The sequence below is a fragment of the Antarctobacter sp. genome (assembly GCF_034670325.1).
In the GTDB taxonomy this organism is placed as follows: domain Bacteria; phylum Pseudomonadota; class Alphaproteobacteria; order Rhodobacterales; family Rhodobacteraceae; genus Antarctobacter.
The window spans coordinates 430637-453950 of sequence record NZ_JAXMNR010000004.1; the positions used below are offsets into that span (position 1 = coordinate 430637).

At 63.1% G+C, this 23314-nt stretch carries 22 protein-coding genes and 2 tRNA genes; 13 read left to right on the forward strand and 11 right to left on the reverse strand.

What is annotated here, in order from left to right:
• Positions 1 to 2 precede the first annotated feature (2 nt).
• Complete coding sequence (locus tag VOI21_RS12705; protein WP_323770268.1) at positions 3 to 1133, reverse strand: trypsin-like peptidase domain-containing protein; 1131 nt, start codon at positions 1131 to 1133, stop codon at positions 3 to 5.
• A 350-nt stretch (positions 1134 to 1483) separates the two neighbouring features.
• Here VOI21_RS12705 and VOI21_RS12710 point away from each other — a divergent pair, with 350 nt between their 5' ends.
• The 8 genes from VOI21_RS12710 (at position 1484) to VOI21_RS12745 (ending at position 10168) form a co-directional block, all read left to right on the forward strand.
• The gene (locus tag VOI21_RS12710; protein WP_323770269.1) at positions 1484 to 2665 is read left to right on the forward strand and encodes a deoxyguanosinetriphosphate triphosphohydrolase; all 1182 of its coding nucleotides are present in this window, start codon (positions 1484 to 1486) and stop codon (positions 2663 to 2665) included.
• Positions 2666 to 2746: 81 nt separating this feature from the next.
• Entirely contained in the window at positions 2747 to 4603 is a 1857-nt protein-coding gene (locus VOI21_RS12715; protein WP_323770270.1) for a sodium:proton antiporter, read from the forward strand.
• Positions 4604 to 4654: 51 nt separating this feature from the next.
• On the forward strand, positions 4655 to 6397 hold the full coding sequence (gene argS / locus VOI21_RS12720; RefSeq protein WP_323770271.1) for an arginine--tRNA ligase: 1743 nt from the start codon (positions 4655 to 4657) through the stop codon (positions 6395 to 6397).
• 139 nt (positions 6398 to 6536) lie between these two features.
• On the forward strand, positions 6537 to 7463 hold the full coding sequence (locus tag VOI21_RS12725; protein ID WP_323770272.1) for an SPOR domain-containing protein: 927 nt from the start codon (positions 6537 to 6539) through the stop codon (positions 7461 to 7463).
• Positions 7460 to 8470 carry a glycoside hydrolase family 3 N-terminal domain-containing protein gene (locus VOI21_RS12730; protein WP_323770273.1) on the forward strand — a complete coding sequence of 337 codons (1011 nt, stop codon included), beginning with the start codon at positions 7460 to 7462 and terminating at the stop codon, positions 8468 to 8470. The genes VOI21_RS12725 and VOI21_RS12730 overlap by 4 nt, the downstream gene beginning before the upstream one ends.
• Positions 8467 to 9258 (forward strand): ScpA family protein, encoded by a 792-nt coding sequence (locus VOI21_RS12735; protein WP_323770274.1) that lies wholly within the window; start codon positions 8467 to 8469, stop codon positions 9256 to 9258. Before VOI21_RS12730 ends, VOI21_RS12735 begins: the two co-directional genes overlap by 4 nt.
• Positions 9251 to 9934, forward strand: a complete 684-nt coding sequence (gene scpB, locus VOI21_RS12740) for an SMC-Scp complex subunit ScpB (protein WP_323770275.1) — start codon at positions 9251 to 9253, stop codon at positions 9932 to 9934. The genes VOI21_RS12735 and scpB overlap by 8 nt, the downstream gene beginning before the upstream one ends.
• 60 nt (positions 9935 to 9994) lie before the next feature.
• Entirely contained in the window at positions 9995 to 10168 is a 174-nt protein-coding gene (locus tag VOI21_RS12745) for a hypothetical protein (RefSeq protein WP_323770276.1), read from the forward strand.
• Positions 10169 to 10177: 9 nt separating this feature from the next.
• Here the strand turns inward: VOI21_RS12745 and VOI21_RS12750 are convergent, their stop codons facing one another.
• The 8 genes from VOI21_RS12750 to VOI21_RS12785 form a co-directional block, all read right to left on the reverse strand.
• Positions 10178 to 11260, reverse strand: a complete 1083-nt coding sequence (locus VOI21_RS12750) for a 2'-deoxycytidine 5'-triphosphate deaminase (protein WP_323770277.1) — start codon at positions 11258 to 11260, stop codon at positions 10178 to 10180.
• 315 nt (positions 11261 to 11575) lie between these two features.
• Positions 11576 to 11652, reverse strand: a tRNA-Pro gene (locus VOI21_RS12755).
• A 65-nt stretch (positions 11653 to 11717) separates the two neighbouring features.
• Positions 11718 to 12896: a MerR family transcriptional regulator gene (locus VOI21_RS12760; RefSeq protein WP_323770278.1), complete on the reverse strand. Its 1179-nt coding sequence runs from the start codon at positions 12894 to 12896 to the stop codon at positions 11718 to 11720.
• A gap of 10 nt (positions 12897 to 12906) precedes the next feature.
• Positions 12907 to 13209 (reverse strand): integration host factor subunit alpha, encoded by a 303-nt coding sequence (gene ihfA, locus VOI21_RS12765; protein ID WP_089279707.1) that lies wholly within the window; start codon positions 13207 to 13209, stop codon positions 12907 to 12909.
• A gap of 151 nt (positions 13210 to 13360) precedes the next feature.
• On the reverse strand, positions 13361 to 14332 hold the full coding sequence (locus VOI21_RS12770; RefSeq protein WP_323770279.1) for a beta-ketoacyl-ACP synthase III: 972 nt from the start codon (positions 14330 to 14332) through the stop codon (positions 13361 to 13363).
• Positions 14329 to 15429 (reverse strand): phosphate acyltransferase PlsX, encoded by a 1101-nt coding sequence (gene plsX / locus VOI21_RS12775; RefSeq protein WP_323770280.1) that lies wholly within the window; start codon positions 15427 to 15429, stop codon positions 14329 to 14331. Before plsX ends, VOI21_RS12770 begins: the two co-directional genes overlap by 4 nt.
• 28 nt (positions 15430 to 15457) lie before the next feature.
• The gene (rpmF, locus tag VOI21_RS12780; protein ID WP_089279710.1) at positions 15458 to 15664 is read right to left on the reverse strand and encodes a 50S ribosomal protein L32; all 207 of its coding nucleotides are present in this window, start codon (positions 15662 to 15664) and stop codon (positions 15458 to 15460) included.
• A 154-nt stretch (positions 15665 to 15818) separates the two neighbouring features.
• A complete protein-coding gene (locus VOI21_RS12785) occupies positions 15819 to 16397 on the reverse strand; it encodes a DUF177 domain-containing protein (RefSeq protein WP_323770281.1) in 579 nt (192 codons plus the stop codon).
• An 89-nt stretch (positions 16398 to 16486) separates the two neighbouring features.
• On the opposite strand from VOI21_RS12785, the gene VOI21_RS12790 reads away from it, so the two are divergent.
• The 3 genes from VOI21_RS12790 to VOI21_RS12800 all read left to right on the forward strand — a co-directional run bounded on the left by VOI21_RS12790 (position 16487) and on the right by VOI21_RS12800 (position 19661).
• Positions 16487 to 16945: an outer membrane protein assembly factor BamE gene (locus VOI21_RS12790; protein WP_323770282.1), complete on the forward strand. Its 459-nt coding sequence runs from the start codon at positions 16487 to 16489 to the stop codon at positions 16943 to 16945.
• Between the two features lie 109 nt (positions 16946 to 17054).
• Positions 17055 to 17783, forward strand: coding sequence for a GNAT family N-acetyltransferase (locus VOI21_RS12795; RefSeq protein ID WP_323770283.1), 729 nt, complete (start codon positions 17055 to 17057; stop codon positions 17781 to 17783).
• 60 nt (positions 17784 to 17843) lie between these two features.
• Complete coding sequence (locus tag VOI21_RS12800) at positions 17844 to 19661, forward strand: ABC-F family ATP-binding cassette domain-containing protein (RefSeq protein ID WP_323770284.1); 1818 nt, start codon at positions 17844 to 17846, stop codon at positions 19659 to 19661.
• Between the two features lie 7 nt (positions 19662 to 19668).
• On the opposite strand, the gene VOI21_RS12805 is transcribed toward VOI21_RS12800, so the two are convergent.
• Positions 19669 to 20742 carry an AbrB family transcriptional regulator gene (locus tag VOI21_RS12805; RefSeq protein WP_323770285.1) on the reverse strand — a complete coding sequence of 358 codons (1074 nt, stop codon included), beginning with the start codon at positions 20740 to 20742 and terminating at the stop codon, positions 19669 to 19671.
• An 81-nt stretch (positions 20743 to 20823) separates the two neighbouring features.
• Between VOI21_RS12805 and VOI21_RS12810 the strand changes: the two genes are divergently transcribed.
• Entirely contained in the window at positions 20824 to 21936 is a 1113-nt protein-coding gene (locus tag VOI21_RS12810; RefSeq protein ID WP_323770286.1) for an acetoin utilization protein AcuC, read from the forward strand.
• Between the two features lie 23 nt (positions 21937 to 21959).
• On the opposite strand, the gene VOI21_RS12815 is transcribed toward VOI21_RS12810, so the two are convergent.
• A tRNA-Gly gene (locus VOI21_RS12815) sits at positions 21960 to 22033 on the reverse strand.
• A 124-nt stretch (positions 22034 to 22157) separates the two neighbouring features.
• Between VOI21_RS12815 and VOI21_RS12820 the strand changes: the two genes are divergently transcribed.
• On the forward strand, positions 22158 to 23300 hold the full coding sequence (locus VOI21_RS12820; protein WP_323770287.1) for a fumarylacetoacetate hydrolase family protein: 1143 nt from the start codon (positions 22158 to 22160) through the stop codon (positions 23298 to 23300).
• Positions 23301 to 23314 lie beyond the last annotated feature (14 nt).

Sequence of the window (23314 nt, forward strand, 5' to 3'; positions counted from 1 at the left end):
GACTATTGCTGGTCGCCGATCCAGTTGGCCAGATCCAGCGTCTGTTGTGCAAACCGGCGACCGGTCGACAACTCGTGGCTCAGGTGCAGACCCACCACCGCGCCGGTTGCGGCGTCAAAGATAGGTGCGCCCAGATCGCCGTAATCGCTCTGGCAGGTGTGCTCGAACGTCTTGGCGGGCAGGTAGGCCGGATCGGTGGGCACCGCGCCGCAGTGCTGGAACTGCATCGACCCGCCACGCGGATGCGACAGCATGAACAGCGGCGACCGATGATCTGGAACCGCCTTGCCGACACGCTGGATGCGGTCCGGGGAAAAGCTGGTATCCGGAGCGGCGATGTGCAGCACGGCAATGCCGGTTTCACGGCTCGACAGTTCGGTGTCCAGCGTCAGGACATAGCCCTGCGCCGACCACAGCCGCTGATCCGGGAACACGTGGTCAAAGACGATGCGAATTTCCTCGATCGTGTTGGCACCAACACGCGGGTCCTCAAGGATGCCGGGAACGCAGGCATAAGAGGTCGCCACAACGGTGGGGCCAAACACAAAGCCAGAGCAGAACACCGGACCATAGTCGGTGGTCACGCGCAGACGGCCCGTGCCGCGCACACTGTTGACGATCGACACCTCATAGTCGTCGCCATAGGTCGGGGCGGCGAAGGTGATATAGGGCATCTCTTCGACCGGCTTGGCATCGGTCGAAGAAGCCGGGGCAAGCGGCACACCCGCCAGTTTCGGTCTCGGGTTGGGGGTCGGCGGGGGCGGTGTTGGCACCGGGCCGCGGGTCTGTTGCGGGATGACCGGCTCCGGGGCCAGGATCGGCGGCGCTGGCGGACGGGAGGCCCCGGGGTTGATCAGGGGCAGGGTGATCACCGTGTCAGGTTTCGGCGCGGGCGTCGGCGGGCGTGTTCCTGGGTTTGGGGCTTTGGCAGGCGGCGCGCCGGGGTTGATCAGGGTTGGATTCTTCGACCGGATGGTGATCGGCTTGTCAGCCGTGTCGGTCTTGGCCGTGGGGTCAAGCACAAGGGTTTCTGTGACCGGTTTGATCTTGTCGGTCTCGCTCTGCGCGAGCACAGTCGCGGGCAGGGCAAGGATAATACAGCTGAGGGCGACGCTGCGCAGGGGGCTGAACATGGCTTTCTCCAAGGGTTGGACGCTAAAATACTTGCCCCCAGTCTATCTTTTGCAAAGGTCGCCGCATAGTAAGGTTCCCCGGACGTTTCGTTGGCGGTCAAAAAGCCAAGTTGTTGAAAACGTTCAAACGGGCTGCGGTGCGGTTCGGAAGGATTTCGTTGTATCTTGAGTGTCCGCTTGGTCCGACTCGTCCGGTGAGGGATTGGTAAATTCGGTCACAGGATACAGGAAGGGTCGTCACAAACACGCCCCCACAACCCCCGGACTGACATCCGCCGACGCAAGTCGTTGTTTTGGCAAGGGGCAGACGCTATGACGGCCAAGGGACACCTAAATCGGGACAGATACTCATGCGCGCCAGCTTTGCCGCGACCCCACTCAGCGCACGCGGTCGCCGCTATCCCGAAGAGGAAAGCGCGCATCGCTCTTGTTTTCAGCGGGACCGCGACCGGATCATTCACTGCTCGGCCTTTCGGCGTCTGAAACACAAGACGCAGGTTTTTGTAGAGCATGAGGGGGATTTCTATCGCACCCGGCTGACCCATTCGATCGAGGTGGCGCAGGTCGCGCGCACCATCGCGGGCGCGCTGGGGCTGAACTTTGATCTGACAGAGGCGGTGGCGCTGGCGCATGACCTTGGCCACACGCCCTTTGGCCACACCGGAGAGGACGCGCTGCACGCGCTGATGGCCCCCTATGGCGGGTTCGACCACAACGCCCAGACCCTGCGGATCGTCACCCGGCTGGAGCGGCACTATGCCGAGTTCGACGGGCTGAACCTGACGTGGGACACGCTGGAAGGCATCGCCAAGCATAATGGTCCGGTCGTGGGCGACATTCCCTATGCGCTGGCCGAATACAATGCGGAGCATGACCTTGAACTGCACACCCATGCCAGCGCCGAGGCGCAGGTGGCGGCGCTGTCCGACGATGTGGCCTACAACAACCACGATCTGCACGACGGGCTGCGGGCTGGTCTCTTTGCCGAAGAGGAAATCGCACATCTGCCCATCGTTCGGGACGCCTATGCCGAGGTCGACGCCAAGTATCCCACGACCGACAGCTACCGGCGTCGGCATGAGGCGCTGCGCCGGGTCTTTGGCGCAATGGTGTCGGATCTGATCGAAACCTCGCGGGCCCGGCTTGTCGCCACGGGGGCGTCCAGCGCGCAGGAGATCCGCGACATCGGTCATCCGGTGATCGGATTCTCCGATGCCTTGTGGGCAGACCTGAAACAGATCCGGTCATTCCTGTTCAACAACATGTACCGTGCGCCACGGGTGATGGAGCAGCGCGCCCGCGTCACGCAGGCGGTGAATGAGCTGTTCCCCATCTATCTGGCCGACCCGACGCTGTTGCCACAGCGCTGGCAGGGCCATGGGGCGCAGGTGGCCAATGAAACGGCGCTGGCGCGACTGGTTGCGGACTATATCGCCGGAATGACGGACCGTTTCGCCCTGCAACAGCACGCGCGCTACTCTGGGCGGGATGTTCTGGAAGGGCTATGGCCGGGACAGGACGCGGGCGCCTGACGGATCGACGGAACACAGGCAAGCCGTTAGGCTAAGCCGGGCAGGCAAGCCAAGGCAGGCGCGCAGGGCAGGGAGCAAAAAATGGCAGTGGCAGAGACCGGCGGGCTGGATCCCGTTCTGGCCTTCGGGCTTGTGGGGGCGCTTGGCGTTGGCAGTCAGTGGCTGGCCTGGCGCCTGCGTCTGCCCGCGATTGTGCTGATGCTGGTCGCGGGTCTGGTGATCGGCCCGGTGACGGGTATTCTGGACCCGGCGGCGCAGTTTGGCGACATGCTGCAACCGATGATCGCGGTGGCGGTGGCGATTATCCTGTTCGAGGGCGGTCTGACGCTGGATCTGCACCGGCTGTCGGATGCGGCCAAAGGCGTGCGGCGGCTGGTCTTGATCGGCGCGCCGCTGGGATGGATAGCCTCCACCTCTGTCCTGCACTGGGTGGCGGGGCTCAGTTGGGAGGCGTCCGCCGTCTTTGGCGGCATCATGATCGTCACCGGCCCCACCGTCATCGCGCCGCTGTTGCGGCAGGCCCGCCTGCGCCGCCGCCCCGCCGCGTTGTTACAGTGGGAGGCGATCGTCAACGATCCTGTCGGCGCATTGGCCGCCGTGCTGGCCTTTGAGGTTGTGCTGGTCCTGAGGACCGCCACCGGCGCAGGTCCCGCCACGGTTGAACTGCTGACAGGCATCGCCATGGCCACGGCGCTGGGTCTTGCGGGCGGCTGGGGCATCGTGCGTGCCTTTCGTCAGGCGCTGGTGCCGGAATACATGAAGGTGCCTGTGCTGTTTGTGGTGCTGCTGGCGGTTTTTGCCGTGGCCGATCACGTCTTGCATGAATCCGGCTTGCTGGCTGTCACCATCATGGGGTTGTGGATCGCGAACGCGGGCCTGCCCAGCTTTGCCGAGTTGTACCGCTTTAAGGAGCACGCCACTGTCCTTCTGGTCTCGGGCGTCTTTATCCTGCTCGCGGCGGGCATGAGTTTCGAACGTCTTGCCGTGCTGGACTGGCGGGCCGGGGTTTTTGTCCTGTCGGTGATCCTGCTGGCGCGCCCCTTGCCAGTTCTTGCGGCCCTTGCCTTTACCAATGTCGAATGGAAGGAACGCCTGCTGGTCGCGCTCACCGGACCGCGCGGCGTGGTTCTGGTGGCGGTCGCGGGGCTGTTTGGCGAACGTCTGGTGCAGATCGGCGTTGAAGACGCCGACCGGATTGCGCCGCTGGCCTTTGCGCTGGTTGCCGCCACGGTGGTTCTGCACGGCTTTACCCTTGCGCCAATGGCACGGCTATTGGGGCTGACCGCCTCGCGGTTGCCGGGCGTTCTGATCATGGGCGGGTCGAAATGGGCGGTCGAATTGGGAGCGGCGTTCAAGAAGATGGATTTGCCGGTGATCATCGCCGACCCCAACAACGCCCACCTGCGCAGCGCGCGCGAGGCCGGGATCGACACCTTCTATGGCGACATCCTTTCGGAATCCGCCGAAGAACGCGTTGAATTTGTCGTTTACGAAAAGCTCGTCTGCGCCAGTGACAACGACGCCTACAACACGCTGGTCGCGACCGATCTTGCCCCGGAATTCGGGCGCGACAATATCTTTCAGATCAAACGCGTCCGCGACACTTCCAGCCGCCATGCGCTGCCCGCAACCTTGGGCGGCAAGGCCTTGGGCGCGGACGAGACGTTCTTTGAGGCAAATGCCGTGATCGCCAGCGGCAGCGAATTCCGGGTCACCAAGTTGACCGAGGAATTCACGCTGGAGGACTGGCGCGCAGCGCAGCCCGAGGCCGTGGCCATGGCCGAACTGGGACCAAACGGCACCCTGCGCCTGCTTGGCCCCGAGGACGAATTGCGCGGCGCGGCAGGAACCAAGCTGCTGTCCCGCCTTCCCAAACGGGCCGAGCGACGTGCCGCTGAACCAGAGCCCGATGACGATGCGGACAAAGCGGACATTTGACGCCCCGTGTCAAAGTGATAGAGACCGCCCAACCGCGTTGGAGCCGCTGACATGAACCTGTTTTCCGATATCCGCGCTCTCGTGATCGAGGGCATCGAAGCATTGCAAGCCGAGGGTGCGTTGCCAGAGGGGCTGAACACCGACCCGGTCACCACCGAACCGCCGCGCGATCCGCTGCACGGCGATATGGCGACGAATGCCGCCATGGTGCTGGCCAAACCCGCCAAGGCCAAGCCGCGTGACATTGCCGAGGCGCTGGCCGCCAAGCTGCGCGCCGATGCCCGCGTTGCCTCTGCCGATGTCGCGGGTCCCGGTTTCCTGAACCTGCGGCTGTCGCCTGCGGTCTGGCAGACGCTTCCGGCGGCGATTCTGAAGGACGGCACCGCCTATGGGCGGTCTGCCATGGGGCAGGGCAAAAAGGTCAACGTTGAATACGTCTCGGCCAACCCGACGGGGCCGATGCATGTCGGCCACGCGCGGGGCGCAATTGTGGGGGACGCAATGGCCTCGTTGCTGGCCTACGCGGGTTACGACGTGACGCGCGAGTATTACATCAACGATGGTGGCGGTCAGGTCGATACGCTCGCCCGGTCTGTCTACTTGCGCTATCTGGAGGCGCATGACCTCAGCGTCGACTGGCCCGAGGGCAGCTATCCCGGTGACTATCTGATCCCCGTGGGTGAGGCGCTCAAGGACAAGGTTGGCGATGTCTGGCTGGATGCGCCCGAAGAGGACTGGCTGCAAGAGGTGCGCGAGTTTGCCACCGACGCGATGATGGACCTGATCCGCGAGGATCTGGCCGCGCTTGGTGTGCACATGGATCACTTCTTTTCCGAGAAGTCGCTGTACGGCACCGGCAAGATCGAGGCTGCCATCGACAGCCTGAAGGCCAAGGGGCTGATCTATCGCGGCGTGCTGGAGCCGCCCAAAGGCAAAAAGCCCGAGGACTGGGAACCGCGCGAACAGACCCTGTTCAAAAGCACCGAACACGGCGACGACGTTGACCGCCCGATCATGAAGTCGGACGGCAACTGGACCTATTTCGCGCCCGACATCGCCTATCACTATGACAAGGTGACCCGCGGCTTTGACCTGCTGATCGACATCTTCGGCGCCGATCACGGCGGTTACGTCAAGCGGATGAAGGCGGCAGTTTCGGCGCTGTCCGATGGCAAGGTGCCGCTGGAGATCAAGCTGATCCAGCTGGTCAAGCTGTACAAGAACGGCGAACCGTTCAAGATGTCCAAGCGGGCAGGGACCTTTGTCACGCTGCGCGATCTGGTGGATCTGGTCGGGCCGGATGTGGCGCGGTTCCATATGCTGACGCGCAAAAGCGACGCGGCGCTGGATTTCGATTTCGACAAAGTGGTCGAGCAATCCAAGGAAAACCCGGTCTTTTACGTGCAGTACGCCCATGCGCGGATCTGTTCGGTGCTGCGCAAGGCGGCGGAGGCGGGTGTGGATGTCAGTGACGCAACGCTGGCTGCCGCTGACCTGTCCGGCATGACCCATCCGGCTGAAATCACGCTGGCAGGCAAGCTGGCGGAATGGCCGCGTCTGGTGGAAATCGCCGCGCGTACGCAGGAACCGCACCGGATTGCCACCTACCTCAGCGAACTGGCCGCAGACCTGCACGGGTTGTGGAACCGGGGCAACGATGTGCCCGAACTGCGCTTTTTGCAGGATGATCCTGTTGCAACACAGTCCAAAATTGCGCTCGCGCGGGCCGTGGCGGTTGTGATTTCCGCCGGTCTTGGTATCCTTGGCGTGACCCCGGTGGAAGAGATGCGCTGACAAAAGCCGCCTCCGCCGGGATTTGAGTTGAGCAGCAACGCATCCGGGTGGCAAAGCACTGCCTGGGGGACATGAGGCAGAAATGGCGGATTTCACCTTTGAAGGGGGTCCTTCGGCCCCGCATTCGGGATCTGGGAACATGGCGTCGATGGCCAATTGGGCCGGGGCGGCAATTTCCTTGGCGCTGGTCGTCGGTATCGCGGTCTGGGGCTACAAGGTCGTGGCGCGGGACGTCAGCGGCGTTCCGGTCGTGCAGGCCATGTCCGGCCCGATGCGCGTCGCGCCAGAAGATCCCGGTGGCACGCTGGCCGATCATCAGGGGCTGGCGGTCAACGCGGTTGCCGGTCACGGCGGCGCGGCGGACCCGGTGGACAAGTTGACCCTTGCCCCGCGCGCGGCAGGGCTTCAGGCCGATGATGTGGCTTTGGGGGCTTTGGCTCCGGTCGAGCGTCCGCGCGATGTGCCGCCCACGTTGGCCCGCAACGCCGAGATTGTCGAATTGCCGCCCTCGGGCGCGCCGATCCCCGAAAGCGCCGAGCCGAACAGCGCGCTAGCCGCGCTGGCCGATGAGATTGCTGCACGGGCCAAGCCGCTCAGCGCCTTGCCCGAAGGCACCGACGCCGATGTAGTGACCGCGCTGGCCTCTGCCCTGCCAGAGACGGACGTTCAGTTTGATGGCCCGGGTCTTGCCCGGTCTTTGCGGCCCCGTCTGCGGCCTGCCGGTCTGGCAAGTGCCCCGCGCACGACACAGGCGGCCGCTGTCGCCGCTGCGGCCTCGGGACCGGTGACGGAACTGGATCCCGCAACCCTGTCCGCCGGAACCCGGCTGGTGCAGATCGGCGCATTTGACAGCCCCGACGCAGCGCGTTCGGAATGGCAGCGCCTTGATGGGCGGTTCGGGGATTACCTCGATGACAAAGAGCGGGTGATCCAAAAAGCCTCGTCTGGTGGACGCACCTTTTACCGGCTCCGTGCGCACGGGTTTGAGGACCTGTCCGACGCGCGCCGCTTTTGCGCTGCCTTTGTTGCGCAAAAGGTCGACTGCATTCCGGTCGTGACGCGATGACGGCGTTTGGCGCAGTCATTCTTGGCTGTGCTGGCGCGACGCTCTCACATTCGGAAAGAACACTCTTTTCCGAGACGCGGCCCTTTGGCTTTATCCTGTTCAATCGCAACCTGCAGGACGCCAACCAGATCCGCGCGCTTTGCGATGGATTGCGTGAGGCTGCTGGCCACGATGCGCCGATCTTTATCGATCAGGAGGGCGGGCGCGTGCAACGCCTGCGCCCGCCACTGGCCCGTGACTGGCAACCGCCACTCGACGACGCCAATGCCCCGGACGCCGAGCGCCGCTTTTACCTGCGGGCGCGCCTGATTGCCGATGAGTTGCGCACGCTTGGCATCGACGGCAATTGCATCCCGACGCTGGACATTGCCCGACCGGAAACCCACGCCGTCCTGCGCAACCGCTGTTATGGAACCGACCGGGACACCGTGATCCGCCATGGCCGTGCCGTGGTGCAGGGCTGCCTTGATGGTGGCGTGCTGCCGGTGATGAAACATATGCCCGGTCACGGGTTGGGCACTCTGGACAGCCATCTGGACCTGCCGCGAGTGGCAACGGATCGCGGCACGCTCGACAAACAGGATTTTGCTGTCTTTAAGGCTTTTGCCGAACTGCCATTGGCGATGACCGCGCATCTGGTGTTTGAGGACATCGACCCGCGCCCCGCAACGCTGTCGCCGGTAATGAACCGCGTTATGCGGGACCAGATCGGTTTTGACGGGCTGCTGATGACCGACGATATTTCGATGCGGGCACTGACCGGCACCGTGCCCGAACGCGGCATCGCCGCGCGCAAGGCAGGCTGTGACGTGATCCTGCACTGCAACGGCGACCTGACAGAGATGCAGGCGCTGTGTGCAGAGGTCGGAGCGATGGACACGCAGGCGCAAGCCCGCGCAGAGCGTGCGCTGATGGCCCGCGCAGCCCCCAAGCCGGTTGACATCGCCGCCCTGCGCGCTGAGGCTGACGCCTTCATGGCTTTGGACCCGCACACCGACCCCGCATGAACGACTCCCCCGATCTTGTCGACCTTTCGGTTTCCGAACGCCTCGCCGCCGAGGCGCTGGTGGTTGATGTGGATGGGTTTGAGGGGCCGCTGGACCTGCTGCTGAACATGGCGCGGACCCAAAAGGTGGACCTGCGTAAGATTTCGATCCTGCAACTGGCGCGGCAATATCTGCGGTTCGTGGAAGAGGCCAAGACGCTGCGGATCGAACTGGCCGCAGACTATCTGGTCATGGCCGCTTGGCTGGCTTTCCTGAAATCGCGCCTGCTGCTGCCGCCTGACCCCTCCGAAGAGGGACCAACGGGCGAGGACCTTGCCGCACATCTGGCCTTTCAATTGGAACGCCTGCAGGCGATGCGCGACGCCGCCGCCCGGCTGATGGCGCGCGATCAGTTGGGCCGGGATTTCTTTGGGCGCGGCCTGCCGGAGCAGGTCGAACAGGTGCGGCAGGTGAAATACACCGCCACTCTGCTGGATCTGATGCAGGGGTATGCCCGTATCCGCACCCGAGATGAATTCCGTCCTTTCGTGATGGACCGCGACCGTGTGTTCACAATGGAACAGGCATTGGAACGGATACGGGGCCTGATCGGCTTTGCCGGGGTCTGGACCGACATCCAAAGCTATCTGCCCGAGGGTTGGTTTGAGGACCCTGTGCGTTGGCGATCCGCCACTGCTGCGACCTTTGCCGCCTCGCTGGAACTGGTCAAAGAGGGCAAGGCAGAGTTGAAACAGTCCGGCACGTTCGAACCCATCATGATGCGCCGTAAGGAGAGGCGGGATGACTGACACCCCCGAGGCCGCACCCGAAGAAGACCGCCCGCCCCGCGACAGCCTGTTCGAGGCACCTCCCATAGTCGAGCAAGAGCGCATGGTTGAGGCGATCCTCTTTGCCAGCGCCGAACCGGTGACCGTGAAGGAACTCAACGACCGGATGCCGCATGGCTGCGACGCCGCCGAGGCGCTGGTCTACTTGCGCAAGCGGTATGACGGGCGCGGTGTGCAGGTGGTCCGAGTCGGGGACGCATGGGCGATCCGCACCGCGCCGGACCTTGGATTTCTCATGCAACGTGAGACAGTCGAGACGCGCAAACTGTCGCGCGCGGCGGTCGAGACGCTGGCGATCATCGCCTATCACCAGCCGGTCACTCGGGCCGAGATCGAGGAAATCCGCGGCGTGTCCGTGTCGCGCGGAACGGTGGATCAATTGCTTGAGATGGAGTGGATCCGCTTTGGCCGTCGTCGCATGACGCCGGGGCGACCCGTGACCTTTGTTGTGACGCAGGGCTTTTTAGACCACTTCGGCCTGGAATCCGCGCGCGATCTGCCGGGACTGGCCGACTTGCGCGCTGCCGGTCTGCTGGAAAGCCGCCCCTCGCCTTTGGGCGTGCCGCAGGCGGGCGAGGGCGATGTGGATGCCGAAGAAGGGCTGGAAGAGGGACAGAGTGAGCTGTTCGAGGACTGATCCGCCCGAAAAACGGCACAATTGCTGGTTAATCTGCATGCCAAAACAGGAGATTCGAGCATGAACGTCCAACAGATCGTCAATATGGTCGTGCAGATGGTGCTGCGCAAACTGGTTCACAAAGGCATAGACGCTGGAATTCAGCGCACGACCGGCGGTGGCCAACAGGGCCGCGAGGCGCAGCGCGCCGTCCGTCAGGCGCGCCGTGCGGCCCGGATGGGAAACCGTCTCTGACGGGCAGGCCTAACGGCCGCGAAAATGTTTGGACAGTTTCAAGCCCTGACCCTGATAGTTCGACGCGATCCCGGCACCGTATAGCTGTGTCGGCACCTGCGACATGCGCTCATAGACCAGACGCCCGACGATCTGGCCATGTTCCAGCACAAAGGGGGCCTCGTGGCAGCGCACCTCCAGCACGCCGCGTGCGCCTGCTCCGCCTGCGGCGGCATGGCCAAATCCGGGGTCGAAAAAACCCGCGTAATGCACCCGGAACTCCCCGACCATGGCCAGATAGGGGGCCATTTCGGCGGCATATCCCGGTGGGATATGCACCGCTTCACGGCTGACGAGGATGTAGAACGCGCCGGGATCGAGGATCAGTTGCCCGCTGTCAGAGCGCAGCTCATCCCAGAATTCCAGCGGGTCATACGCTCCGATCCGGTCCAGATCGATCACCCCGGTATGAGGGCGCGCGCGATAGCCGATCAACCCGCCATCGCCCGGTTGCAGGTCGACGGAAAAGCCCAGTCCCTCTCCGATTACCGGGGCGCCGCCGCCGACCAGCGTCTCTGCCTCGTGCAGATCGTGTAGTTCCGTATCGCTCAGCACGGACCGCCCGCGCCGAAACCGGATCTGGTTCAGGCGCATGCCCGGACGCACAAGAACAGAGAATGAGCGCGGGCAAATCTCGGCGTAGAGCGGCCCGTCATATCCCGCCGCGATGCGGTCGAACTCGACCCCGCCATCGGTGATCACCCGCGTCAGCAGATCCAACCGCCCGGTCGAGCTTTTGGCGTTGGCGATAGCCTGAATGTCATTCGGCAGGCGAACCCGTTCCATCAGGGGGACAAGATAGACACAGCCCTTTTCCAGAACCGCACCGTCCGCGCCCAAGGCAATCCTGTGCATTTCGAATTCGTCGATACGGTCAGAGACGCTGCGCCCCTGACCGGCCAGAAACGACGCGCGGACCCGGTAGGCGGTTTGTCCCAGCCGCAGATCAAGGCTCGCCGGTTGCACCTGTCCGTCGACAAACGGCACTTCGGCGGTGATCGCGCCCTGTGTGATCAACGCTTCGATTTCTTGGCTGGCCAGAACCCCGGTCATCGCATTCCCCTCGTTTCGCCCGTCTTAGCAAGCGCATGGGGCGAGGTGGAGCGCAAAAACGTCGCGTGACGCGGGCAGGGCGGAACATATCGGACCCGCGCATCCATCGTGGCATGGTTGGCAGTCCCGTGTCGGTCTTTGACAAGGCCGCCCTTTGAGACCGCTCACTTGGACGTGGTCCAAAGGTCCGTTGAATTTGTCTATATTGATTGTTTGACCCGCTTGCCCGAGGCCCACAGTCAAACCTCGTGATGCCTCATGAAGCGCTGGCCAACCCACAGGGAAGGCTTGGAGAATTAGCTGGGATAGGAAAATTGGTCGGGCTAGCAGGACTCGAACCTGCGACCTTCCGTCCCCCAGACGGACGCGCTACCAGACTGCGCCATAGCCCGACGTGTCGGGGTGGTTTACGCTTTTTTTCGTCAAGAGCAACCCCTTACAACGAAAAATCCGACGCTCAGGAAAGTGGTGCGGACAGGCGATCCCGGAGCGCTTCGAGAGCGGGAAGTTGCGCAGCAAGCGCGGCTTTTTGCGCGTCTGAAAGGGCGGACAATTTGGCAATCTGGCCAAGCGGGCCGACGGCAGGGCGCACAGCCGGTTCGGCTACAGGCGGCGGGGTGTCCGAGACGCTGAAATCAGGTAGGTCAAGCGGGTTCCGGGCCTTAGATTCGGGTTCCGATTCGGCGACCGCCGCAGGTATGTCATCTGCTATCGCGGCAGCGTCGGGCAGACCGAACGGCAGTTCCGGGGTATCCGGGCTTTCTGTTGGATCAGGGTCCAGAGACAGGTCTGCCTTTTCCTCCGTTGGGGTAGAGGTGGCAACGTCTGGCTGTGACACAGGTGTGACAGTCTCCTCTACCGGGTCCTCGTCCTCTTTCGCAATATCGGGCACATCTTCTGTAGCGGCTGACTGCGCAACCTCGGGCGGTTGCGACTCGGCGGAGTGATTCAACGGCGACTCGGAAGCGTCATGATTCACCTCTTCGGCTATGACAGCGTCGGTTTCTTCTGCTTCCTCTGCGTCTTCGTCTTCGATGTTTTCAAAATCTTCCGCCACGGATGGCATAGCGGAAAGGTCCGGCGCGGGCAGGTCGGGTGCGGAGGGGGTCTGAGGCTGTTCGACCTCTCGCAGGTCGGTATCGGCGGGGTCTTCGTCTTTTGCGACCTCTGCATCCAGTTCAGGATGGTCTTCTTCCGGAGGGTCCTGTTCCGATGCTTCGTCTATTGTCTGCGGGGCGAGCGTATCATCGGCCCGAGATGCAACCGCCTCCGATGGGAAGGCCACAACCTCGCCGTCGGTATCGTGCAACGGCACTTCGGCATAGGGTGCGTCTTCGATCAGATCACTTTGGTCGGCTTCTGCGGATTGAGCTGCGAGAGAGGCGACATGGCGTACGCCCTGTTCGCGCAGGACCTTCTGCACACCTTTGATGGTCATGCCATCATCGTGCAACAACTTCTTGATTCCGCCCAGTAATTCCATATCTGCTGGGCGATAATAGCGACGTCCACCGGCGCGTTTCACGGGTTTGACCTGGCTGAATTTACTTTCCCAAAAGCGCAGCACATGGGCTGGCGTTTCCAGCCAGTCAGCCACTTCCGAAATGGTCCGAAACGCATCCCGAGACTTGGGCATCAGCGCCGCCTCAGCGCTTGTTGCCCGCGGCCACGCGGTCTTTCATCAGGTGTGAGGGGCGGAAGGTCAGCACGCGGCGCGGCTGAATAGGCACCTCTTGTCCGGTCTTGGGGTTGCGGCCGACACGGGCCGCCTTTTCCCGGACCGAGAAGGTGCCAAAGGATGAAATCTTGACCTGTTCGCCTGCGACCAGCGAATCCGACATGTGCTGAAGCACCGCTTCGACCAGTTCGGCGCTTTCGTTGCGCGACAGACCGACCTCGCGGAATACCGCTTCACTCAGGTCCATGCGCGTCAGCGTCTTTTCACCCATGATCGTCCCTCCCGATGTTTCTTCCGGATTATTGGGGTGAAAAATCACAAGTCAATATCAATGACTTGCGGCAAGCAATTTATCCTCTCGATCACCGCTAAACTGCAACATGCGTGGACATCCGCCCACGTACAGTGCGCTGCAGCACCGGTCACCAGCGCAAAACCACCGATCCCCAGGCCAACCCGCCGCCGATCGCCTCTGTCACCACAAGGTCGCCGCGTTTGATCTGGCCCCGGGCCTTGCCCACCGACAGCGCCAGTGGAATCGACGCGGCAGAGGTGTTGCCGTGGTCCTGAACGGTCACGACAACGCGGTCCATCGGCAGTCCCAGCTTCTTGGCTGTCCCGTTGATGATGCGGATATTGGCCTGATGCGGCACCACCCAGTCGATCTCATCAGAGGTGACCCCGGCCTTTTCCATCGCGGTCGTGGCCGTGGAGGCCAGTTTTTCCACCGCGTGACGAAAGACTTCTTTGCCCTGCATCCGAAGGAACCCGGTGTTCTGTTTGCTCACACCGCCATCGACATAAAGGATGTCGCGGAACCGTCCGTCGCTGTGCAGGTCGGTCGACAGGATGCCGCGGTCGTCCTTGGTTCCCTCGCCATCGGCGGCCTCCAGAACCAGCGCCCCGGCGCCATCGCCAAACAGGACGCAGGTGCCACGGTCGGTCCAGTCCATGATGCGCGAAAACGTTTCTGCACCGATGACCAGAATGCGTTTTGCCTGACCGGAAACGATCAGCGCATTGGCGTTGGCCAGCGCATAGATGAACCCGGCGCATACGGCCTGCACATCAAAGGCAAACCCTGTGGTCATGCCCAATTCGGCCTGCACCATGGTCGCGGCAGACGGGAAGGTGAGGTCGGCGGTCGAGGTGGCGACAATCAGCGCATCCACCGTATCGGCGGCGACACCGGCATCCTGCAACGCGGCTGTGGCGGCTCGGGTTGCCAGATCCGAGGTGGTCTGGCCCTCGGCGGCAAAATGGCGGCGCTCGATGCCAGATCGGCTGCGGATCCAATCGTCACTGGTCTCCAGCGTCGCTTCAAATTCTGCGTTTTCGACGACGCGGTCGGGAAGGTAGTGCCCGACGCCGGTGACGACAGCGCGTATGGTCATGATTTCTTGACGTCCTTTTGTGAACCGCCATCCTGCGATGCCTCGGCGGCAGAGGCAACCCGTGCGGCCAGTCTGTCGCCAAAGCCAGAGCGCGCCAGCTCAAACGCCAGCTTTACCGCGGCAGAGACGCCGGTCGCATCCGCCGAGCCGTGGGATTTCACGACCGTTCCGTTCAGGCCAAGGAAGATACCACCATTCACCCGGCGCGGATCGATCCGCTTTTGCAGGCGGCGCAAGGAGGTCAGCGCCAACAGAGAAGCGATGCGCGACAGCGGGGAATAGGCAAATGCCTCGCGCAGCAGGTCGCCGATCAAAGAGGCGGTGCCCTCGCCGGTCTTCAGGGCCACGTTGCCGGTGAAGCCGTCGGTGACAATGACATCACAGCGCTTGCCCGGGATGTCGCCGCCTTCCACAAAACCGACGAACTTGTAGTTCCCGGCGTCTTCTTGTGCGGCGATCAGATCATGCGCCTCTTTAAGTTCGGCGCGGCCCTTATGCTCTTCGGTGCCGACGTTGAGCAAGCCGACTCGGGGCTTGGTCAGGGCCAGACCGTTGCGGGCATAGGCTGATCCCATCAGCGCGTATTGCAAGAGATCCTCGGCGTCGGCGCGAATATCCGCGCCGACATCCAGCATCACGTTGAACCCTTGCGGGTTGCGTGACGGCCAGAGAATCGCAATGGCGGGGCGGTTGACGCCGGGCAGCTTGCGCAGGCGGATCATCGACAACGCCATCAGCGCGCCGGTGTTGCCGCAGCTTACCGCCACGGTCGCCTCTCCCGCGCGCACCGATTCCAGTGTCGACCACATCGAGGTGCCCTTGCCGTGACGCATTACCTGGCTGGGCTTGTCCTCCATGCTCACGATGCCTTGGGCGTCGCGAATCTGGCATCGTTCCCCCAAACCACGACGCCGCGCGACGAGCTTTTCCAGCTCATCCGCGGGTCCGTGCAGGATAAAGTCCAGTTCGGGATTGATGCGGGCAGACTCGTAGATGCCAGCGATCACAGCCGACGGCCCGCGGTCGCCGCCCATGGCGTCGACCGAGATCACGATGCGAGACGAGTCGGAGCCTCGGTGGTCCTTCTGGGAAGACATTCAGTAGGCGTCCCGACGGGAAGATCGCTCAGGCGGCGTCTTCGTCCAGTTCGATGTCGTCGGTCATCGCAACAACTTCGCGTTCAGCGTAGTGGCCGCAGGACGGGCAGACGTGATGCGGGCGTTTCAGCTCGCCGCAGTTGTCGCACTCGTTCGGGTTGGCGCCGGAAAGGGCGTCATGCGCGCGACGGTTGTTGCGACGCGACTTGGAAACTTTGTTCTGTTGGACAGCCATGTCTCAACCTTTTTTGTCGCCGGGGGGCGGGGCCGCCCGTGGTGTTTCGGATGGGGCCATGCCGCGCAGCCTTGATCGGCTCGCGGCGACATGCGCCTGACGTACTCATGAGCGCGCGAAAATACGCGCTAGCGCCGGATTGGCAAGCGGAATCTCAGCCCTCTTTGTCGTTGTCCTGCATTTTTTCGCGCAAGCCTACCAGTCCGGCAAATGGCTTGGTCTCTTCGTCGGTGATCGGGGTCACGCCATCAGCGGCAAAATGCGCCTCTCCCATCTCAACGCCTTCTTTGCGCGGGTAGGTGGGCAGGGCCAGCGACAAGGCCTCCAGCATGATGGACTCGATGTCGATCTCTTCGCCCAGCACCTCGACGCTGTCGTCATCGGGCATTTCGACTTCCGACCCGGCCTCGGGGGCATCCATCCGCTCGGGTGGCAAGAATTCGCGCACGACCGTCGTATCGATCCGCGTCGTCACCGGTTCCAGCGTGACGATGCAAGCCTGAACCGCCGTTGCGCCCAGTTTCGCCTCCAGCCGCCAGCCGGATTTGCCCATCGGGGTCAGTTTGCCTTGGAATCGCAGCTTGCGCAGGGCCTCGGCCCCCAGTTCGGACGCATAACGCGCGCGGGCCTCGGCGCCGGGCTCCATGTTCACGGGCGTCGATCCGGTCTGACGGAGGCTGGCCACGCGCAGCCGCGCGGCGGTCGAGCGGCCTTCGGAGGGATCGGTGGTCATTGTGACGGCTTTTCCTGTGCTTGAATGGGAGGCATTCCTTATGTAAGCGGGATAGGTGGCAGAAGGGCCCGTGACAAGAGGGGCGTGACATGAACGGTTTTGCAGGCAAGGTGAAGGTTTTCGTCGCGGCAGTGATGCTGGTGGCGCTCTCGGCGTGCGCCGCGCAGTACCGCACGCACGGCTACCTTCCGTCTGAGGAAGACTTGCAGCAGATCGTTCCCGGTATCGACACCAAGGCCTCGGTCGAGGATCTGATCGGCGTACCCAATGCCGCGGGCGTGCTGAGCGGGTCGGGCTACTATTATATAGAGACCGAAGTGCGCCACTTTGCCTACCAAAAGCCAAAGGTCATCGAGCGGACGATCGTCGCGATTACCTTCGATGAGGCGGACGTGGTCAAGAACATCGCCACCTACGGGCTGGAAGATGGCCGCGTCGTGACCATCAACCGTCGTGTGACCCAGACATCCGATGGCGACATCAGCTTTATCCGTAAGCTGTTTGGCAACGTTGGCGGCATCTCTGCGGCGGGTTTGTTCGGCGAGTGATCGCCAACGCTTTTTCCTGCCGTACAACTGTCATTTGATTGTCACGCGGTTTTGGCATCTCGTCTGAAACACGGACGTGCGAGTCGCGCGCCGGGCAGGAGCGGGCGACATGATCCAATTGAAACGTGGCCGCTATCGCGCGCGTTTGGCCGACAGTGAGGCCGATGTCATCGCGGCTCAGACCCTGCGTGGACGGGCCTTTCAAGGTGGCGGGCTGGATGCGGATGAATTTGACGCCCTCTGTGACCATATGCTGGTCGAAGAAACCCGCACCGGGACTCTGGTTTGCTGTTTTCGATTCCTTCAACTGGCCAGTGGCGGAGAGATCGGGCGCAGCTATTCGGCCCAGTATTATGAGCTTTCCGCGCTCGAATCCTTTGAGGGTCCGATGGTCGAGATGGGACGCTTTTGCATAGATCCCGATCTGCGCGACCCTGATGTTCTGCGGGTCGCTTGGGGGGCAATGACCTCCTATGTCGATGACAGGGGGGTCGAATTGTTGTTCGGCTGTGCCAGCTTTTCAGGCACCGACGCCCGCGCCTATTACGATGCCTTTGCCATGCTCAAGGCGCGTCACCTTGCCCCGCGCCGCTGGCTGCCGCGCGTCAAGGCACCGGATGTCTTTCGCTTTGCCCAGCGGCTGCGGCGCAAGCCGGATGCGAAAAAAGCCATGCTGCGGATGCCGCCGCTGTTGCGCACCTACCTTATGATGGGCGGCTGGGTGAGCGACCATGCGGTGGTGGATTCGCAGATGAATACGCTGCACGTCTTCACCGGGGTCGAAATTGCCGCGATTCCACCCGCTCGAAAGAAACTGTTGCGCGCGGTGGTGGGCTGATACCGGGGCGGTGTTGCAAGGCGGCTTGACGGCGCGCCCGCGCTTGCCTAGCTGGCCTGCATGGCAACACCTCCTCTTCTCCAGCTCACCGACATATCGCTCACCTTTGGCGGCGATCCTGTTTTCGACAACCTGTCCCTGACCGTCCATCAGGGCGACCGCGTCGCGCTCGTTGGGCGCAACGGGTCCGGTAAATCCACCCTGATGAAAGTCATGGCAGGGCTGGTCGAAGCTGACCGGGGGGACCGCGTGGTGCCGACGGGCTCTTCCGTGGGATACATGGAGCAAGAACCGGATCTATCGGGGTTCGAGACCTTGGGGGATTTCGCCGCCTCTGACCTTGCAGCCTCGGAAATGTACCGTGTCGAACGCGCCTCTGAAGGGTTGAAGTTTGACCCCGACCGCCCTGTTGATACCGCCTCTGGCGGCGAGCGGCGTCGCGCGGCGCTGGCCAAGCTGATGGCCGAAGCGCCCGATCTGATGCTGTTGGACGAACCGACCAACCACCTTGATATCGAAGCGATTTCCTGGCTGGAAGACGAGCTGAAGTCTACCCGCAAGGGTTTTGTCCTGATTTCGCACGACCGGCGGTTCCTGAGCGAACTCACCCGCGCGACGCTCTGGATCGACCGGGGTGTGGTGCGTCGTCAGGAACAGGGGTTCTCAGCCTTCGAGGCGTGGCGTGACAAGGCATGGGATGAGGAAGACACCCAGCGTCACAAGCTTGATCGCAAGATCAAGGCCGAGGGCCGATGGGCCGTCGAAGGAATCAGCGCCCGTCGCACGCGCAATCAGGGACGCCTGCGCGCCTTGCAGGACTTGCGCAAGGAACGGTCCTCTCAGATTCGCAGGCAGGGGTCGGCGGCGCTGGAACTGACGGCCGGTCCGAAGTCGGGCAAGAAAGTGATAGAGGCCAAGGGCATAACCCATGCCTTTGGTGAAACAACCATTGTGCGCGGCTTTGACATCACCATCCAGCGCGGTGACCGCGTTGCCTTTGTCGGGCCGAATGGCGTGGGTAAGACGACGCTGATCAAGATCCTGACCGGAGAGATTGCGCCCGACGCGGGGTCCGTCAAGCTGGGCACCAACCTGGTGCCCGCGATCTTTGACCAGAGCCGTGCGCAGCTGGACCCCGATGCCTCTCTTTGGGACAGCCTCACACAGGATCGTGGGATGCGGGTGTCAGGGTCTTCCGATCAGGTCATGGTGCGGGGTGCGCCGCGTCACGTTGTCGGTTACCTCAAGGATTTTCTCTTTGACGAACGTCAGGCGCGCGCGCCAGTCCGGTCCCTGTCCGGCGGTGAAAAGGCGCGTCTGCTGTTGGCGAAGCTGCTGGCCCGGGAATCGAACCTGTTGGTGCTGGACGAACCGACCAACGATCTGGACGTAGAAACGCTGGACCTGTTGCAGGAACTGCTGGACGATTACGACGGCACGGTCATGTTGATCAGCCACGACCGTGATTTCCTCGACCGGGTCGCTACGACCACCGTCGCAATGGAGGGCAGGGGCCGCGCCACCGTCTATGCCGGGGGTTGGTCCGACTATCAGGCGCAGAAGCGCGCGGATGCCGCGCCGGAAAAGAAGGCCAAGCAAGCCCCGAAGCAGGACAGTATCGCCCCGGCCGCAAAGGCCGAGCCAAAGCCGCTGCTCAGCTTTACCGAACGGCATCGACTGGAAGAACTGCCAGAGGTGATCGACCGGCTGACCGCGGAGATTGCCAAGCTGGAGCAGTTCCTTGCCGAGCCTGACCTGTTCACCAAGGCGCCTTTGAAATTCCAGAAGGCGACCGATGCCTTGGTAGAACGTCAGACCGCGCTGGCCGGGGCAGAGGAAGAGTGGCTGGAACTGGCGGAAAAGGCCGAAGAGGCCTGACCGGGCCTTAGCGCATCCCCAACAGGCGCGCCATCACGCTAAGTTCCACCACCGTCATCAGAATACGAACAACATGGTGCAGGCCGACCAGCGCCGGGTTGGCGGCAAGACTCAGGGCCACTACCGACATCTCCGCCACCCCGCCGGGGGAAAAGCTGATCAACAGGTGCAACCACTCGATCCCGGTGATCTGCCAGAGGATCGCTGATAGCACGCCGCCCAGAATCAGCATGTAGACCACTGAGACCAGCGCCAGCCATGTGCAACGCCGAAGCAGCGGCAGGTTGGTTCCCTTGAACCGCATGCCAAGGCTGACGCCGATCACCAGTTGCGCGGCGGCGATCAGCCAGATCGGCAGGTGCAGGTCCAGCACGCCGGTGGTGGTCGCCAGTGCCGCCAGAATCATCGGGCCGCTCAACTGTGCGGCGGGCAGCCGGATCAATCGCGCCAGCCACAGGCCCAAACCCGCTGCAAGGCAGATCAGCACCAGCGCCTGCGGTGTCACCGGCACATGTCCGGAGGCCGCCCGCAACCCTGCCGCACTGCCCACCGGGGTTCCCATCCACAACGACAGGCCCAGCGGCAACAGGGTGATCACCACAATGATCCGCAGGAACTGTTGCGCGGTCAGGATGCGGATGTCGGCCCCCGCGCCTTCGCCCATGACGATGCTTTCCATCAACCCGCCGGGCGTCCCCGAATAAAAGGCCGTGGCGCGGTCGTAACCCCCCAGACGACGGAAAATCAGGGTATTGCCAAGGTGCGCGCAAATGACAAAAACCACAAGCCCGCCCATCGTCCAGGGCAGTTGTCCGGCCATCGCCAACAGGTCCGCCGTCACTTGGGTGCCGATCATTACGCCGATCAGCGCCACGAAGCCGGTCCGGAACGGCAGCGGAAAATCGTAGTCTTTCAAGAACGGTGGCGCCCATAAAAGGATCACCAGCGCAGAGGACAGCAACCCACCCAGCATCCAAGGCATCGGCACATGCGCCAAGGTCGCGACAAAGCCACCAAGCGCGCCAAACGCGATCATCGCGGCGGTCTGCCAGACAAGGCGGAAGGTGGGCAAATCATGCATGTGAGAGTGATATTCCCGCTTGTCGCGCTGTGCAATGCGCCGGGGATTTCCTTTGACGTCCAAAGGCTCTAGCTCTCGAAAATGTCTGACGCGCGCTTTATCGGCTCTCCCATCTATCGCGGCTCTGTTTACGGGGCGCGGCACCCGCTTTCGATTCAGCGGGTGCCAGCAGTGATCGACCTTGCCCGCGCGCTGGACTGGTTGCCGACTGCGCGGTATCGCACCTCGCCACGCGCCAAACCCGCTGCGCTGACGCGGTTTCACTCAACTGGCTACGTGGCAGCCTTGCAAGCGGCAGAATCGGCGCAATCCGTCAGTGAGCTTGTGCGTGCGCGGCACGGGTTGGGCACGCTGTCCAACCCGGTCTTTGCCGAGATGTACCGCCGTCCCGCAACGGCGGTGGGCGGCGGGCTGCTGGCCGCCGAACTGGTGGCCGAAGGCGGCGTGGTTTACAATCCCGGCGGCGGCCAGCATCACGGCTTGCCCGATCGTGCCGCTGGCTTTTGCTATCTCAATGAGCCGGTTTTGACGATTGAGCGTCTGTTGCAGATGGGGCTGGCACGCGTTGCCTATGTCGACATTGACGCGCATCACTGCGATGGCGTCGAGATCGCCTTTGCAGGGCGCGCGGACGTTCGTATGGTTTCTGTCCACGAGGCGCGGCGCTGGCCTTTTACCGGCGCACTGGATGATACGGCGGGCGGCGCGGCGTTCAACCTGCCGGTTGCGCGCGGGTTCAACGACACTGAATTTTCGCTGGTGTTGGAGGAGGTGATCCTGCCAGCCGTTGCCGATTTCCGCCCCGATGCGATCTATCTGCAATGCGGGGCGGATGCGCTGCTGGAGGACCCGCTGGCGCGATTGTCCCTGTCAAACCGGTGCCATGTAGCAGCGGTGCGCGCTCTGCGTCCGCTGTCGCCCCGAATGATCGTATCAGGCGGTGGCGGCTACAACCCGTGGAGCGTGGCGCGTTGCTGGACCGCCGTCTGGGGCGAGATTGCGGGATACAAGGTTCCGGACAATTTGCCAGAGCAGGCGGCGGACGTATTGCGCGGGCTGGTGTGGCATCGCAAGGGCAGGCCCGATCCCGCGCTGTTCACGACTCTTGTGGATTCGCCGCGCTATGGCGCGGTTTCAGCGGATCTGAAAGCGGACATCGCCCGGCTGAAGGCGCGTCTCCGCGCGATCATCTGACGCGTTTTTCGGATTTCGAGAGTTGGAGCGGGTAGCGGGAATCGAACCCGCGCGTTCAGCTTGGGAAGCTGACAGGCTACCATTACATCATACCCGCCGCGAGACGCATCGGTAGCTTAGCCTCGGCGCGTCGTCAAGAACTCTCCGAGCCTGTTCCGCCCGCCGGGGATATGCTCTAGACCTCTTGGAAAATCAGAAAACACCTCTGGAGGAACCTTACCATGACGCTCGCTTTGCCCGCGACGGGCACTTTCGTCGGCCGCGTCTGGCGGCCTGATCGCAACGGTCCGGCGCTGATTGCACGCCGCGGGGCCGAGGCGGTGGATATCACGTGCCCAGAGGTGCCGACCATGCAGGCGCTGCTGGACCGTGAAGATGCGGCGGCTTTTGCCACTGAGGCACCGGGTGAGAGCCTCGGACCGCTGGAGGCGTTGGCCGAAGCCTCTACTGAGGCACCTGAGGGCGCGCATCTGTTGGCCCCTTGCGACATGCAGCCGGTCAAGGCCTGCGGCGTGACCTTTGTATCCTCCATGCTGGAACGGGTGATCGAGGAGCAGGCCAAGGGCGATCCGGCGCGCGCGCTGGCGATCCGGGAACGCTGTACCGCCATTCTGGGGGACAGCCTGCGCGCCGTGCAGCCGGGGTCGGACAAGGCATTGAAACTGAAGGAGGTGCTGATCGCCGATGGCGTTTGGTCGCAATACCTTGAGGTGGGCATCGGCCCCTATGCAGAGGTGTTTTCCAAGGCACAGCCGATGGCGGCGGTCGGCTTTGGTGCCAGTGTCGGGCTGCATCCGATTTCCACATGGAACAACCCCGAGCCAGAGATCGTGCTGGCCTGCGACAGCGGTGGGCGTATCCGGGGCGCGACACTAGGCAACGACGTGAACCTGCGCGATGTCGAGGGGCGGTCCGCGCTCTTGCTGGGCAAGGCGAAGGACAACAACGCCTCTTGCGCGGTCGGGCCGATGTTGCGGCTGTTTGACGACAGCTATGGGCTGGACGATGTGCGCAACGCGGAACTGACGCTCACGGTGACTGGCACGGATGGCTATGTTCTGAACGGTCGTAGCAGCATGTCGCAGATCAGCCGAGACCCAGAGGATCTGGTGGCACAGACCTGCGGGACACATCACCAGTATCCCGACGGGTTTTTCCTGATGCTGGGCACACTCTTTGCCCCGACCGAGGACCGAGATGTGCCGGGTGAGGGTTTCACCCATAAGCTGGGCGACGTGGTCGAAATATCGGAACCCGCTCTGGGGCGGCTGGCCAATACCGTGCGGTTGTCGACGGAATGTCCGTCGTGGAGTTTCGGTACCAGCGCGCTGATGCGCAATCTGGCAGCGCGCGGGCTGCTTTAGACAGCCCCGCGCCG

What these genes read in the sequence shown, in the direction of transcription:
- VOI21_RS12770 (WP_323770279.1), bottom strand. Translation starts at nt 14,332, where the DNA reads ATGACCATACGCGCTGTCGTCACCGGCGTCGGGCACTACCTTCCCGAC.
- VOI21_RS12715 (WP_323770270.1), top strand. Translation starts at nt 2,747, where the DNA reads ATGGCAGTGGCAGAGACCGGCGGGCTGGATCCCGTTCTGGCCTTCGGG.
- VOI21_RS12745 (WP_323770276.1), top strand. Translation starts at nt 9,995, where the DNA reads ATGAACGTCCAACAGATCGTCAATATGGTCGTGCAGATGGTGCTGCGC.
- VOI21_RS12760 (WP_323770278.1), bottom strand. Translation starts at nt 12,896, where the DNA reads ATGCCCAAGTCTCGGGATGCGTTTCGGACCATTTCGGAAGTGGCTGAC.
- VOI21_RS12710 (WP_323770269.1), top strand. Translation starts at nt 1,484, where the DNA reads ATGCGCGCCAGCTTTGCCGCGACCCCACTCAGCGCACGCGGTCGCCGC.
- VOI21_RS12730 (WP_323770273.1), top strand. Translation starts at nt 7,460, where the DNA reads ATGACGGCGTTTGGCGCAGTCATTCTTGGCTGTGCTGGCGCGACGCTC.
- VOI21_RS12805 (WP_323770285.1), bottom strand. Translation starts at nt 20,742, where the DNA reads ATGCATGATTTGCCCACCTTCCGCCTTGTCTGGCAGACCGCCGCGATG.
- ihfA (WP_089279707.1), bottom strand. Translation starts at nt 13,209, where the DNA reads ATGGGTGAAAAGACGCTGACGCGCATGGACCTGAGTGAAGCGGTATTC.
- VOI21_RS12820 (WP_323770287.1), top strand. Translation starts at nt 22,158, where the DNA reads ATGACGCTCGCTTTGCCCGCGACGGGCACTTTCGTCGGCCGCGTCTGG.
- VOI21_RS12725 (WP_323770272.1), top strand. Translation starts at nt 6,537, where the DNA reads ATGGCGTCGATGGCCAATTGGGCCGGGGCGGCAATTTCCTTGGCGCTG.
- VOI21_RS12800 (WP_323770284.1), top strand. Translation starts at nt 17,844, where the DNA reads ATGGCAACACCTCCTCTTCTCCAGCTCACCGACATATCGCTCACCTTT.
- VOI21_RS12810 (WP_323770286.1), top strand. Translation starts at nt 20,824, where the DNA reads ATGTCTGACGCGCGCTTTATCGGCTCTCCCATCTATCGCGGCTCTGTT.
- VOI21_RS12735 (WP_323770274.1), top strand. Translation starts at nt 8,467, where the DNA reads ATGAACGACTCCCCCGATCTTGTCGACCTTTCGGTTTCCGAACGCCTC.
- plsX (WP_323770280.1), bottom strand. Translation starts at nt 15,429, where the DNA reads ATGTCTTCCCAGAAGGACCACCGAGGCTCCGACTCGTCTCGCATCGTG.
- VOI21_RS12705 (WP_323770268.1), bottom strand. Translation starts at nt 1,133, where the DNA reads ATGTTCAGCCCCCTGCGCAGCGTCGCCCTCAGCTGTATTATCCTTGCC.
- VOI21_RS12750 (WP_323770277.1), bottom strand. Translation starts at nt 11,260, where the DNA reads ATGACCGGGGTTCTGGCCAGCCAAGAAATCGAAGCGTTGATCACACAG.
- VOI21_RS12795 (WP_323770283.1), top strand. Translation starts at nt 17,055, where the DNA reads ATGATCCAATTGAAACGTGGCCGCTATCGCGCGCGTTTGGCCGACAGT.
- VOI21_RS12785 (WP_323770281.1), bottom strand. Translation starts at nt 16,397, where the DNA reads ATGACCACCGATCCCTCCGAAGGCCGCTCGACCGCCGCGCGGCTGCGC.
- scpB (WP_323770275.1), top strand. Translation starts at nt 9,251, where the DNA reads ATGACTGACACCCCCGAGGCCGCACCCGAAGAAGACCGCCCGCCCCGC.
- rpmF (WP_089279710.1), bottom strand. Translation starts at nt 15,664, where the DNA reads ATGGCTGTCCAACAGAACAAAGTTTCCAAGTCGCGTCGCAACAACCGT.
- VOI21_RS12790 (WP_323770282.1), top strand. Translation starts at nt 16,487, where the DNA reads ATGAACGGTTTTGCAGGCAAGGTGAAGGTTTTCGTCGCGGCAGTGATG.
- argS (WP_323770271.1), top strand. Translation starts at nt 4,655, where the DNA reads ATGAACCTGTTTTCCGATATCCGCGCTCTCGTGATCGAGGGCATCGAA.